11 protein-coding genes are annotated in these 13,437 nt (G+C 62.3%); 8 read left to right on the forward strand and 3 right to left on the reverse strand.

Annotated features, from left to right (window positions below):
• The first annotated feature begins 75 nt into the window (after positions 1–75).
• The 3 genes from AC1DLV_RS11305 (at position 76) to AC1DLV_RS11315 (ending at position 3,227) form a co-directional block, all read left to right on the forward strand.
• The gene (locus AC1DLV_RS11305; RefSeq protein WP_476800148.1) at positions 76–2,406 is read left to right on the forward strand and encodes a response regulator; all 2,331 of its coding nucleotides are present in this window, start codon (positions 76–78) and stop codon (positions 2,404–2,406) included.
• 156 nt (positions 2,407–2,562) lie between these two features.
• Complete coding sequence (locus AC1DLV_RS11310; RefSeq protein ID WP_476800149.1) at positions 2,563–2,748, forward strand: hypothetical protein; 186 nt, start codon at positions 2,563–2,565, stop codon at positions 2,746–2,748.
• A gap of 2 nt (positions 2,749–2,750) precedes the next feature.
• The gene (locus tag AC1DLV_RS11315) at positions 2,751–3,227 is read left to right on the forward strand and encodes a PTS sugar transporter subunit IIA (protein WP_476800150.1); all 477 of its coding nucleotides are present in this window, start codon (positions 2,751–2,753) and stop codon (positions 3,225–3,227) included.
• A 13-nt stretch (positions 3,228–3,240) separates the two neighbouring features.
• On the opposite strand, the gene AC1DLV_RS11320 is transcribed toward AC1DLV_RS11315, so the two are convergent.
• Positions 3,241–4,095, reverse strand: coding sequence for a lytic transglycosylase domain-containing protein (locus tag AC1DLV_RS11320; protein ID WP_476800151.1), 855 nt, complete (start codon positions 4,093–4,095; stop codon positions 3,241–3,243).
• A 2-nt stretch (positions 4,096–4,097) separates the two neighbouring features.
• Positions 4,098–5,351 carry a flavodoxin-dependent (E)-4-hydroxy-3-methylbut-2-enyl-diphosphate synthase gene (gene ispG / locus AC1DLV_RS11325; protein WP_476800152.1) on the reverse strand — a complete coding sequence of 418 codons (1,254 nt, stop codon included), beginning with the start codon at positions 5,349–5,351 and terminating at the stop codon, positions 4,098–4,100.
• A 226-nt stretch (positions 5,352–5,577) separates the two neighbouring features.
• Here ispG and AC1DLV_RS11330 point away from each other — a divergent pair, with 226 nt between their 5' ends.
• From AC1DLV_RS11330 to AC1DLV_RS11350, 5 genes are all read left to right on the forward strand, one after another.
• On the forward strand, positions 5,578–6,360 hold the full coding sequence (locus AC1DLV_RS11330; protein ID WP_476800153.1) for a 3-hydroxybutyrate dehydrogenase: 783 nt from the start codon (positions 5,578–5,580) through the stop codon (positions 6,358–6,360).
• Positions 6,361–6,383: 23 nt separating this feature from the next.
• Positions 6,384–7,514 (forward strand): patatin-like phospholipase family protein, encoded by a 1,131-nt coding sequence (locus AC1DLV_RS11335; RefSeq protein ID WP_476800154.1) that lies wholly within the window; start codon positions 6,384–6,386, stop codon positions 7,512–7,514.
• 244 nt (positions 7,515–7,758) lie between these two features.
• Positions 7,759–8,889 carry an efflux RND transporter periplasmic adaptor subunit gene (locus AC1DLV_RS11340; protein WP_476800155.1) on the forward strand — a complete coding sequence of 377 codons (1,131 nt, stop codon included), beginning with the start codon at positions 7,759–7,761 and terminating at the stop codon, positions 8,887–8,889.
• Between the two features lie 3 nt (positions 8,890–8,892).
• Positions 8,893–12,072, forward strand: coding sequence for an efflux RND transporter permease subunit (locus tag AC1DLV_RS11345; protein WP_476800156.1), 3,180 nt, complete (start codon positions 8,893–8,895; stop codon positions 12,070–12,072).
• Positions 12,073–12,169: 97 nt separating this feature from the next.
• Entirely contained in the window at positions 12,170–12,328 is a 159-nt protein-coding gene (locus AC1DLV_RS11350; protein ID WP_476800157.1) for a DUF3309 family protein, read from the forward strand.
• Positions 12,329–12,392: 64 nt separating this feature from the next.
• Here the strand turns inward: AC1DLV_RS11350 and AC1DLV_RS11355 are convergent, their stop codons facing one another.
• Entirely contained in the window at positions 12,393–13,343 is a 951-nt protein-coding gene (locus AC1DLV_RS11355; protein ID WP_476800158.1) for an NAD-dependent epimerase/dehydratase family protein, read from the reverse strand.
• Positions 13,344–13,437: the final 94 nt, after the last annotated feature.

Raw genomic sequence — 13,437 nt, forward strand, 5'->3', positions numbered from 1 at the left:
GGCGTCAGAAACTCTTAATGTTAATGGTGTCTATTCCGGCTCTGTAAAATTGTGCGTATGTGTTTGGGGTTGCGCATGCCGGAGCACTCGTCCTTCATCGGCTCGATACGGATCAGATACCTGTCGGGTCTGTTGATCTTCGCGCTTTCTTCCATGGCGGTGATGGTTGCCTTCAGCCAGGGCAATTCCTACCGGCGCAATGTCGACACCATCGCGTCCGAGCTTTCGTCCTTTGCTCGCGACCTGCGCAACGCCACCAACTTCGCCGAAACCACGCCCACTGCCTGGCGTCCTGAAACGCGGGAGGCACTCGCGATTGCGGGCCGCAACCACGCGGCACGGCTAGAGGCCGGCATCGAGGCCCTGACCGACACGATCAATTCGGTGCGCCCGCAGCTGTCGGAAAAGTCGTTGCGCGAACTCGACAGCGCGTCCGTCAATGGCGACTTGTTCTGGTCGGCGCGTGACATCGCCCGCAACCTGGGTGCGCTCGCCACGGCTCAATCGCCCGACGAATGGAGTTCTCGCGAAATCCGCAACCAGAACGACCTGTTCGCCCAGCCGATGCTGCTCCGCGCAAGCAGCGCCATGGCGAGCGAGCGCCGATACGCCGAGGCGCGCAGCGACCGGCTGCTGATGATGGCAAGCGCCTTGCTCATGCTGGTGATCGGGGGGGTCGCCGTGTGGGTGTTCCGCCCGATGGAACATGCCATCCGCCGCGCCTTTGCCGAAAGTGCAGAGTCGCTGTCCAAGGCCGAGGCCGCCGACCGCGCCAAGTCGGAATTTCTCGCCAATATGAGCCATGAAATCCGCACGCCGATGAACGGCGTGCTCGGCATGGCGGAGCTTTTGGCGCGAACTGACCTCACGCCGCGCCAGAAGACGTTTACCGACGTCATCGTGAAGTCGGGCAACGCGCTTTTGACCATCATCAACGACGTTCTCGATTTCTCCAAGATCAATGCCGGCCAGCTGACGCTCGATCCTGCTCCTTTCCATCTCGGCGAGGCGGTCGAAGATGTCGCGACCCTGATCTCAGCACGTGTTGCCGAAAAGAACCTGGAGCTCATCGTCCGCATCGATCCGCGCCTGCCGAGCCATGTCGTTGGCGATGTCGGCCGCTTCCGCCAGATCATCACCAACATGCTCGGCAATGCGGTGAAGTTCACCGAACGCGGCCATGTGCTGGTCGACGTGACGGGAGAAATGATCGACGACACCGTGGCCCTCAAGGTCCGCGTCGAAGACACTGGCATTGGCATCCCCGCAGACAAGCTGCAGAGCGTGTTCGAAAAATTCGCCCAGGTCGACGGCAGTTCGACCCGCCGCCACGAGGGCACAGGCCTTGGGCTTGCCATCGCTGCCCGCCTCGTCGACTTGATGAACGGCCATATCGGCGTCGAAAGCGAACTCGGCAAGGGCTCGGTGTTTTGGTTCACCGCCATGCTGCCCAAGTATGAAGCGCAGCAGACAAGCGGCATTGTGCCGGTCGACGTCACCGGCGCGCGCGTGCTGGTCATCGACGACAACCCGGTCAACCGCGAGATCCTGCTCGAGCAGCTGAAAAGCTGGGGCTTCGACTGTGCCGCTGCCGAAAGCGGCGCCATCGGCCTCGCCTTCCTCGACCGCGCAGCCCAGCTCGGCGCCAGTGTCGACTGCGTCATCCTCGATTACCAGATGCCGGGCATGAACGGTGCTGATGTCGCCAAGGCGATTGCCGCCGACAGCCGCATCTCGTCGATCCCGGTCGTGCTCCTGACCTCGGTCGACCAGGTCGATTTCTCTCGCATGGTGCTCGATTTCGGTATCTCCGCGCATCTGACCAAGCCGGCACGTTCGGCGGTGTTGCTCGGCACGGTGATCGCCTCGGTGCAAAAAGCCCGTTCGCAGGCTGGCCGGATGGAATTCGTCCGAGAGCCGATCCATCATTCGCCACCTGCCTTCACCGTCATCCGCGGCCCGGTTCAAGCCCCGCTTGCCCACCCCGAGCCAACGCCCTTGCATGGCGGTGGGCTCGACGTGCTGGTGGCCGAGGACAACGAGGTCAACCAGCTCGTCTTCGGCCAGATCCTGTCTGGGCTCGGCCTCAGCCATCGTATCGCCGGCAATGGCCGGACGGCGGTGGAGATGTATCGCACCTTCAAGCCCAAGCTGATCTTGATGGACGTTTCGATGCCGGAGATGAACGGCTACGAGGCGACCCGCGCCATACGCGCTGAAGAAGCAGCCAATGGCAGCCGCACGCCGATCATCGGCGTCACCGCGCATGCGCTCAAGGGAGACCGCGAGAAGTGCATAGATTCGGGCATGGACGACTATCTGCCCAAGCCGGTGTCGCCAGACAAGCTTGGCGCCAAGATAGGCACGTGGTTGAGCGAGAGCGCCGAGCTGGTTCAGTCGGCGTAAAGCTGCCCAAGATACCTTTGATGATACCTATGACTTTCTTATTTCTTGGTGCGTTTGCCTCTCTCGAATACTGATGTTGGAGCTTTTACCTTCCTGACCGCGACTGGATAACGGCAATTTTTGCCGCTCCGGCGCGAACAAAAAAGGAAGACTTCGATGCTTCGCACTCAGATGCCCGACAGGTTCGTCAGCGCGCAAACCGTCGAGACCGCGAAACGCGTGCCCGCAAACGACCACCGCCCGGTCAAAGGCCAGACCGAGCCCTTCATGTTCACGCGCCTGTTTTTCGTCACCGGCCTGCTGCTGGGTGGCTTGGCACTTGCCACGATGCTTTCAAGCTGAAGATGGATATCCGCGAGGTGATCTCGGTCGAGGACGTGATCCTCGACCTCAAGCCTGATGGCAAGACGCGGCTGCTCAAGGAGCTCGCGTTGCACGTAGCCAGGCGCACGGGCTGCCCGGCTGCCGAGATCGTCTCGGTGCTTTCGGCGCGGGAGAAGCTTGGTTCGACCGGCCTTGGCCAGGGGGTGGCGATCCCACATGCCAAGCTGCGCGGGCTGCAAGAGCCGTTTGGCGCGTTTGTGCGGCTCAAGACACCTTGCCCGTTTGAAGCCGTCGACGATCAGGATGTCGATCTTGTCGTGCTGCTGCTGTTGCCCGAGATCTCGCCGCTGAAACACCTCAACGTGCTGGCCAAGATCGCCCGTTTCCTGCGCGACCCTGGCACCGTCGCGCGGCTGCGCAAGGCCGAGGACGCAAAGAGCTTCCATCGCATGCTCAGCTTCGACCATCCATCAGCCGCCAAGACGGCCGTAGCCTGAACAAACTTAGGCTTCAGCGATTCCTGACCACGATACAGGAGCCGCCGACGCTGTGCAGGCTCTGGCAGATGAGACCGGCCTCGCTGCGGTCGTCAGCGCCGATACGCACGGCATAGATGCCGCGCCGCCCCATCGGCGTGCGAACACGGCTGACGACCGGTTCATGCGATGAAAGCAATTTGGGAAAACGCCCCTCGAGGCGCTGCCACTGCTTGATCGCCGCCGAGCGGCGGAAATTGCCGGCGACCTGAATGCCCCAAGGCTTGATATTGATGCTGGCCATGGCGACCGTCGCCGACATGATGACCCGCAGGTTTTGACAGGCAACCGCAAAAGACAGCTTCGGATCGAGCGGCCGATTGGTGCCGGCATAGGCCTTGTCGGAAAAATTGTCGGCCGGCTCCCCCATGATGTCGAGCACGTAGTCCTCGGTTTCGAGTGGCAGGAAACCGCCCGACGACAGCCAGCGCGAGACGCGGTTTTCGCCAGCATTGTAGGCAGCGGCTGCCAGGCCCAGATTGCCGAAACCGGTCTTGAGTTCGCCGAGATAGCGCGCCGAAGCCGGGATCGCCTGTTCCATGTCGAAGGGATCGGCAAGGCCGCGCATGGCAGCCGTTCCCGGCATAAACTGGGCGATGCCTTCGGCACCCGCGGGGCTTACCGCGTTCGGATCGAAGCGGCTTTCCTTCCAGATCAGGCGGGCAAAGAACTCGCTCGGCAGGCCATGGCGGCGGGCATGGGTGTCGATCAGGTCGCAGACACGCGCGACATGGATTTTCTCAGCCGAGCGAGGCGGATCGGCGAGCGCCGATACGCAAAAGACCAGAGAAACGAGGAAAGCCAGCGCTGTCCTCGCCAGGTTCCGCATCGCTATTCGGCTGCCGCCCTGCCGCCTTGACCGAAGCGCTGCTCGATATAGTCGGCGACCATTTTCTCAAAATCCGCAGCGATGGCCGGTCCGCGCAGCGTGGCTGCCTTCTTGCCGTCGATGAAGACGGGGGCCGTGGGCGTCTCGCCAGTGCCGGGCAAGGAGATGCCGATATCGGCATGCTTGGATTCGCCTGGGCCGTTGACGATGCAACCCATCACCGCGACCTTCAGCACTTCGACGCCGGGATATTTCTCGCGCCAAACCGGCATGTTCTTGCGAAGATCGTCCTGGATATTCTGGGCCAGCTCCTGGAACACCGTCGAGGTCGTGCGGCCGCAGCCGGGGCAAGCCGCCACGATCGGCACGAACTGGCGGAAGCCCATGGTCTGCAGCAATTCCTGCGACACCTGGACTTCGCGAGTGCGGTCGCCATTGGGCTCCGGCGTCAGCGAGATGCGGATGGTGTCGCCGATGCCCTGCTGCAGCAGGATGCCCATGGCGGCGGACGAAGCAACGATGCCCTTCGAGCCCATGCCAGCCTCGGTCAGGCCGAGATGCAGCGCATGGTTGGAGCGGGTGGCAAGCATGGTGTAGACGGCGATCAGGTCCTGCACGCCGCTGACCTTGGCCGACAGGATGATCTTTTCGCGCGGCAGGCCAATCTCTTCGGCAAGGTCGGCCGAAATCAGCGCCGACTGCACGATCGCCTCGTGCATCACCTGGTTGGCGGTGAGCGGCGAACCGTTTTTCTGGTTCTCGTCCATCAGCCGGGTCAACAGGTCCTGGTCGAGCGAACCCCAGTTGACGCCGATGCGCACCGGCTTGTCGTGGCGGATCGCCATCTCGACGATGTCGGCGAACTGTTTGTCCTTCTTTTCCTTGAAGCCGACATTGCCCGGATTGATGCGATATTTCGCCAGTGCCTCGGCACAGGCCGGATGGTCTGCCAAAAGCTTGTGGCCGATATAGTGGAAGTCGCCGACCAGCGGCACGTTGACGCCGAGCCGGGCAAGCCGGTCGCGGATATGAGGAACCGCAGCGGCACTCTCGTCGCGGTCGACGGTGATGCGCACGATTTCCGAACCGGCACGATGGAGTGCTGCAACCTGGGCCACAGTCTTGTCGATGTCGGCCGTGTCGGTGTTGGTCATCGACTGCACCACGACTGGCGCTTCACCGCCGACGATCACGCCGCCGACGCTAACGCCGACCGACTTGCGGCGAGGAAATGGGGAGGAGAAGTAGCCGGTCATCGGACGGCCTTTTTAAGCTCGAGGTATCCGCGTCTGAGGTGGCGCGCGCGGCGCGCCATGTCAATATCGCAGGTGGACGCGCCCGCCAAGAGTGGGGCGCATCCCAGCCAGACAGGCCGTTTCCACCATAATTTCACGAAACTGTGCGCCAGTCGTGCTTCTATTGCGCCACACAGCGCGTATATGCTGCATTGCAACATAGGCATTCCCGAAGGATTTTCCTGCCATGACCGCGACAAGAACCGCCATCGTTACCGGCTCGACTTCCGGTATCGGCCTCGCCATTGCTGAGGCATTCGCGGCCGAGCGCTGCAATATCGTCGTCAATTCGTTCTCCGACACACCGGCCGATCACGCCATCGCCGAGAAGATCTCCGGGCAATACAAGGTTGCCGCCGTCTATATCCAGGCGGACATGTCGAAGGCAGCGGACTGCCGCGCGCTGGTTGCCAAGGCCGCCGCAAGATTCGGTTCGGTCGACATCCTCGTCAACAATGCCGGCATCCAGTATGTCGCTCCCGTCGAGGACTTCCCGGTCGAGAAGTGGGATGCCATCATCGCCATCAACCTGACCTCGGCGTTTCACACCACTGCTGCCGCGATCCCATTGATGAAGAAGGCCGGCGGCGGCCGCATCGTCAACATCGCCTCGGCGCACGGCCTCGTCGCCTCGGCCTACAAGTCGGCCTATGTCGCGGCCAAGCATGGCATTTTGGGCCTGACCAAGACGGTGGCGCTGGAAGTCGCCCTCGACAAGATCACCTGCAACGCCATCTGCCCCGGCTATGTGCTGACCCCGCTGGTTGAAGCGCAGATCCCCGACCAGATGAAGGCGCACAACATGGACCGCGATACCGTCATTCGCGAGGTCATGCTCGACCGCCAGCCGACCAAGGAATTCGTCACCGTCGAACAGGTTGCGGCAACGGCTGTGTTTCTCGCCTCCCCGGCTGCGGCCCAGATCAACGGCACGCATGTTTCGGTGGACGGCGGCTGGACCGCTCAGTGACGGTCTCAAAGGAAAAAATCGCCATGGCTGGAAACGGCAAGGCGGAAGAGAAGAAGCCCATCAACATCGCACTTCAGGGCGGAGGCTCGCACGGAGCCTTTTCCTGGGGCGTGCTTGATCGCCTGCTGGAAGATGGCCGGCTCGACATCAAGGCGGTATCGGGCACCAGTGCCGGCGCGATGAACGCCGTGGCGCTGGCCGACGGCTGGATGCGTGGCGGTGCGGAAGGCGCACGCGCCAAGCTTGAGGATTTTTGGCGCGCGGTGGCGCGCAAAGGCCGCTTCAGCCCGGTGCAGCGTTCGCCCTGGGACATGTTGTGGGGCAACTGGTCCATCGAAAACACGCCCGGCTACATCTGGTTCGACACGATGTCGCGCGTGTTTTCGCCCTATGTCGCCAACCCCTTGAACCTCAACCCGCTACGCGACGTGGTCGCCGAAGAGATCGACTTCGCCAATGTTCGCGCCTGCAAGGACATCGACCTGTTCATCTCGGCGACCAATGTCGAGACCGGCCAGCTGCGCGTCTTCAGCGACGGCGAGATCGACCTCGACACGGTGATGGCCTCGGCCTGCCTGCCGCAGATCTTCCAGGCCGTCGATATCAAGGGCGTGCCCTATTGGGACGGCGGTTACGGCGGCAATCCGGCGATCTACCCGTTCTTCAAGGCCAACGACACTGACGACGTCCTGCTCGTCCAGATCAACCCGGTGATCCGCGAACAGACGCCAAAGACCGCCAACGAAATCCAGAACCGCATCGACGAGATCACCTTCAACGCCGGGCTGCTGCGCGAATTCCGCGCGATCGCCTTCATCAAGGAACTGATCGCCGCAGGCCGGTTGCCGCATGGCGAGTTCCACGACATCCGCATGCATCGCATCGACGCCGATGAAGCCTTCAAGGATCTTTCGGCATCGTCCAAGGTCAACGCAGAATGGGCGTTCCTCGAATACTTGCGCGACCTTGGCCGCACGGCGGCCAGCGACTGGCTCGAAGACAACTTTGATTCGGTAGGCAAGCAGGCCACGCTCGACCTATCCGGGCAACTGGACGATGGCTTCAGGCCGTTGCACGGACCCGCCGCAGGGCCGCGCGTGCGCGAGTTTTTGGCCACAAGAAGCAAGCCGGCTGCCGCTCGCCAGCACAACTAAGCCGCGAAAAGCCGCCATTTTGGCTCGGCAACCGCAGCGTGCTGACACCTCCTGCCAGTTTTGTCAGGATGATGTTTCCATTATTTTTTATCACTATTTTGCGATCTGTATTTGATGTAGAAGACGCCCTCCCCGCCACATTGCCCCCTTGGCGGATTTGAATGCGGTATTGCGCGCCACCATATCGGGGCGACGCGCCAGGCAAGACGGCGGTGGCCGCAACCGTCCTCAACGGATAACGACAATGTCGAAGATTAGGTTCCACAAGCTTGCAGCCTTGGTCGTGCTCGTCGGATTTGCGGCGTGGATGGGCACAGGCGAATTCTCTTCTGTGGGCAGCGCCCAGCCCGACCCCGAAGCAAAACCTGCCCAGGCCGAACAACCCAAGGCACCGCTGCGCACCGTGATGGTTGTCGTGCCGCCGCGCTTCGATCACGCCCGCGCTATCCGCGTGTCAGGCAAAACCGAGGCCGACAAGCGGGCCACGCTCGCCAGCCGGGTTAACGGTGTCATCTTGCAGCTTCCCGTCAAGCAAGGGGATCGCGTCAAGCAGGGTGACCTGGTGATGATGCTCGATGCCGAGGAAAAGACCGCCGCCCTCGATACGGCGAAGGCTGTGCTTGCCCAGCGCAAGGCCGAGTGGGAAGCGGCGCAGAAGCTCGTGGTCGCTGGTACCAGGACCAAGCTTCAGGCCGACAGTGCCTGGTCCGCCTATGCGACCGCACTTTCTCTCATCCAGGCCGCCGAAGCCGAACTTTCGCGCAACCAGGTCAAGGCGCCTTTCGACGGACTCGTTGACAAGGTCAGCGTCGAGATCGGCAGCTCGGTGCTGCAGGGCGCGGAAATCGCCACCATCCTCAACCTCGATCCGATCCTTGGCAAAGGCGAGATCAGCGAACGCGACCTGCGCTACATCAAGATCGGCGATGAAGCCGAGGTGAAGCTGGTCAATGGCGAGGTGGTGATGGGAAAGCTGCGTTACATCAGCCGCGACGCGACGTCCCAGACCCGCACCTTCCCGGTCGAAATCGCCATTCCCAACGCTGACGGCGCCATTCCCGCCGGCATGACGGCTGAGATCACCGTGCGCGCCAAGCCTGTCGACGCCGTGATGCTGCCGCGCTCGGTGGTGACGCTGAACGAGAATGGCGATCTCGGCATTCGCGCCGTCGATGCCTCGTCCAAGGTGGTATTTTACCCGATCGACCTTGTCGACGACACCCAGAACGGCCTCGTGCTCGGCGGCATTCCCGCCGACGCCAAGATCATCATCCGTGGCCAGGACCTGGTCAAAGATGGCGACGAGGTCAAGGCCCAGCTCGCCGACGAGGCGATGGTCAAGAAGCTCATCGAAGATGCGACCGGGACGCAGTAAACAATGGACATCGTCAAGCTTGCGATCCGCAATGCGCGGCTGACCCTATCGATTCTGCTTTTCCTCGTCATAGCGGGTACGCTTTCGTACCGCGCCGTGCCGAAGGAAGCCGAACCGGACGTCGCCATCCCGATCATGTATGTCAGCCTTGTCTATCAAGGCATCTCGCCGGAGGACGCCGAGCGGCTGCTTCTGAGGCCTGTTGAATCGCAGCTCAAGAACCTCAAGGGTTTGAAAGAGATGCGCTCCAACGCCTTTCAGGGCGGCGCCAATGTCATCGTTGAATTCGACCCCTCCACAAACCTCGGCGACGCGCTGATCGACACCCGCAACAAGGTGCAGGACGCCAAGCGCGACCTGCCTGCCGGCGTCGAGGAACCGACCGTCAACGAAGTCAACCTGTCGGAGTTTCCGGTCCTGGTCGTCACGCTGTCGGGCGATGTGCCCGAACGGGCGCTGACAGCCGCTGCCAAGAAGCTGCGCGACCAGATCGAAGAAGTGCCCGGCGTGCTGGAAGGCACGCTTCAAGGCTCGCGCGACGAGCTGGTTGAGGCGATCATCGATCCGGTCAAGCTGTCGTCCTACGGGCTGCAGCTCAACCAGCTGATCCAGGGTATCGGCCAGTCCAACAGCCTTGTCGCCGCCGGCACCATCGAGGGTTCGGAAGGCAAATATGCCGTCAAGGTGCCGGCGCTGATCGAAACGCCTGAGGATGTGGCGCGCCTGCCTGTGGTGGCGACGCCCGACGCGGTTGTGCGCGTACAAGACATCGCCACGGTGCGGGCGACCTTCAAGGACGCCGAGACGATCACACGCCTGGACGGCAAGCCGGCGATCGCGATCGAGGTCAAGAAGCGCATCGGTGCCAACATCGTCGAGACGATCGATGGCGCCAAGAAAGTCGCCGATGCTTTCGTCAAGACCGCGCCGGAAGGCATGGAGGTCACCTACACCCAGGACAAGTCGGTCTTCGTCAACCAGTTGCTGAACGACCTCCAGAACCACGTGCTCATCGCCGTGATCCTGGTGTTCATCGTCATCTTGTACGCGCTGTCAGGCCGAGCCTCGCTGCTCATCGGTCTCGCCATCCCGTCATCGTTCCTGATGGGTATCCTGGCGCTCGCGCTGATGGGCTACACGATCAACATGATCGTGCTGTTCAGCTTGATCCTGGCGGTCGGCATGCTTGTCGACGACGCCATTATCGTGACCGAATTTGCCGAGCGGCGCATGTCGGAAGGCATGCCCAAGGAACAAGCCTTCGAGCTGGCCGCCAAGCGCATGGCCGGCCCGGTGATTGCCGCGACCATGACGCGCATCGCGGCCTTCTCTCCGCTGCTGTTCTGGCCCGGCATCATCGGCGACTTCATGAAGTATCTGCCGATCACGCTGATCGTCACGCTTGCGGCGTCGATGGCCTACGCGCTCATATTTGCGCCGACGCTCGGGGCCCTCTTCGCCAAGGCGCCCGCCCATGCGGAAGAGGAGCACAAGGACGGCGTCTACATGGCGGTCGTCAAGAAGGCAGTCCACTATCCGATCACGGCCCTGGTACTGACGCTCGCGCTACTTGCCGGCGGGTTCTACTCCTATGTCAAGTTTGGCAATGGCGTGGAATTCTTCCCGACCGTCGAGCCCGATTACGGCCTGCTCTACGTCCATGCACGCGGCAACCTCTCGCTTGAAGAAATGGATGCCGCAACCCGCGAGGCCGAAAACCGGATTCTCGGCTGGCCAGGCATCAAGTCGGTATACACGCGCTCCGGCAAGACCCGCGGCGGCCAGGACATCCCCGAAGATGTCGTCGGCGTGATCCAGTATGAGTTCGTCGACTGGCGTGAGCGCAAGTCGGCGCATGTCATCCTTGACGAATTGCGGGCCACGATGGCCGGCATTCCCGGCGTCGATGTCGAAGTGCGCGTGCCGGACGCAGGTCCGCCGAGCGGCAAGGCTATCCAGGTGCAGCTGTCCGCCGTCGATCCGGCAGGGCTGAACGAATATGCCAAGAAGGTCGCGGCAGCGGTCGCCAAGGTGCCCGGTGTCATCGACATCTCCGACGGCTTGCCGCCTCCCGGTATCGACTGGGCGCTCGACGTCGACCGCTCCAAGGCTGCCCAGTACGGCGTCAGCCCGACCGCGGTCGGCACCGTCGTCCAGCTGGTGACGACAGGCTTGAAGCTCACCGACTATCGTCCTGCCGGTGCCGATGATGCTGTCGACATAAGGCTGCGTCTGCCGGAGGACCGCCGGACGCTCGCAGCGCTCGACCAGTTGCGCATCGAGACCCCGCAAGGCTCGGTGCCGATCTCGAACTTCGTTGCGCGCAAGCCAGAGCTGACCGTCGGCATTTTGAACCGTATCGACAGCAAGCGCACGATCACCATCCAGGGCAACGTCGCATCCGGCTACCAGGTCGCGTCGGTCCAGGCTGAAGTGAGCAAGGTCGTCGGCGAGATGGCGCAGCCAGGCATCGACTGGAAACTCGCCGGCTCCAACGAAGACAGCGCCGAAGCAAGCGCGTTCCTGGGCAATGCCTTCGGGGCTGCGATCTTCCTGATCTTCATCGTGCTTCTGGCGCAGTTCAACAAGTTCACCAGCGTGGTTCTGGTGCTGTCCTGCGTGGTCATGGCGACGGTCGGCGCCCTGCTCGGCATGCTGTTGACCGGCCAAGCCTTTGTCATCGTCATGTCCGGCATCGGCATGATCGCGCTGGCGGGCGTTGTGGTGAACAACAACATCGTGTTGATCGACACCTATGACCGGCTGCGCGAAGAAGGCTGGAACAAGATGGACGCGGTGCTGCAGACCTGCCGCGAGCGTGCCCGCCCAGTGGTGCTGACCGCCTTGTCAGCCATCTTGGGCGTGGCGCCGATCGCGTTTGGTCTCGGCCTCGAGATCTTCCATCATGAGACGACCATCAACGCGCCGTCGACCCAGTGGTGGATCGCCTTGTCGAGCGCCATCGTCTTCGGCCTGTCTTTCGCCACCGTCCTCACCTTGGTGGTGACGCCGGCGATGCTGATGGTGTTCACCCGCGACAAGCGCAAGCCAGGCCAGCGCGGCTGGTTTGGCAGGCTGGTTCAGTGGTTCAAGGCGCGTTTCGGCAAGGGCTCTGCCACCCCGACGCCGCCTCCGCCCGTGGACGACGAACCCGCTATCGCCTTCCCCAAGGCCGCGGAATAGACCAACACACTGCGCGCACGCAAAAGGCCGCCCGGAACAACCGGGCGGCCTTTTGCGTTCCTGCCTCGACAAAGCGTAAGATTACGAGGCATGAACAATGACAATTTCGACGCTGCTTATCATCATCCTGATCCTGATCCTGCTTGGAGCGGTGCCAGCCTGGCCGCATTCGCGCGGATGGGGCTACGGACCTTCCGGCATCGTCGGCGTGCTCCTTGTCATCCTTCTCGTGCTGATGCTGATGGGCCGCGTCTGACTGCCTGAAGCCAGCTGAACGGCAAAACGCCCGGAAGAGTCCGGGCGTTTTCTTTTGCACTAGATCAGGCGGCCTTTGCCTGAGGCAGCAAGCTGAGATCGGCGAGTGCGCCTGCTACCGCCTCGTCGAGCGGCGTATGGGGAATGTGGCCGATGATGGGCTCGAGGCGCTGCGACACCAGCCGATGCTGCTCGAAACGCAGGTACGACATCGACACGATCGCCTTCCACATCGGCACGAACGGGGCCCCAGCGCGCAACACCCACCAGGGCATCGATGATAGCTTGAGCTTGCGGCCAAGCGCGCGCTCGATCGACGCCTTGATCTCCAGGTCGGTAACCGCATGGCCCGGCAGATTGAGGTTTTCGTAAACACCGAGCTTGTCGTGGTTGTCGGCAAGGGCCACGAAGGCCGCGGCGAAATCGGGCAGATATGCCCATTCATGCATGAGGTCGGCTGGCCCCGGTGCAGTGTAGATGCCCTTGGCGAGCTTCGAGGTGACCACCAGATCGAACCACGAACCGGTACCCTTGCCGCCGAAGAAATCGCCCGCCCTCAGCAAAACGGTACGAACGCGACGGGCCTCGGCTTCGCGGCGAAACAGCTCTTCGGTGGCGGCCCTGATACGGCCCTTCTCGGTCGTTGGGTGCTGCGGGGTATCTTCGGTGATGACGGCGGGCATCGGCGAGCCGAAATTGTAGACGGTACCCGCAACCATGTGCAGCGCCCCATTGGAATGGCACGCCGCCATGACATTTTCGGCCATCGGCAGGACCGTGCTCCAGTCGGAATAGACCGGGCTCAGGCCGTTGAAGATGATGTCGACGCCTCTGGTGGCATCAATCAGCGACTGCCGGTCGAGCGCGTCGGCGGCTATGGCTTCGGCCCCTGCCAGCTCCGCTGGCAGCTTGCCGTCGCGGGTGATGGCCCGCACCTCATATCCGGCGTCGAGGAAGGCCTTGGCAACGGCGCGGCCGAGCCGGCCACGGGCACCCAGAATTGCGATCTTGGTCATGTCGGTCACTCCTGCGTTTGTGGTGACCCGTTTTCGTTCATTCACAGACGGAAATGAATTGACTCAAAATGGCGACTTGATATTCAATTTTGAA

This window comes from Aminobacter sp. 01T433 (assembly GCF_056398585.1).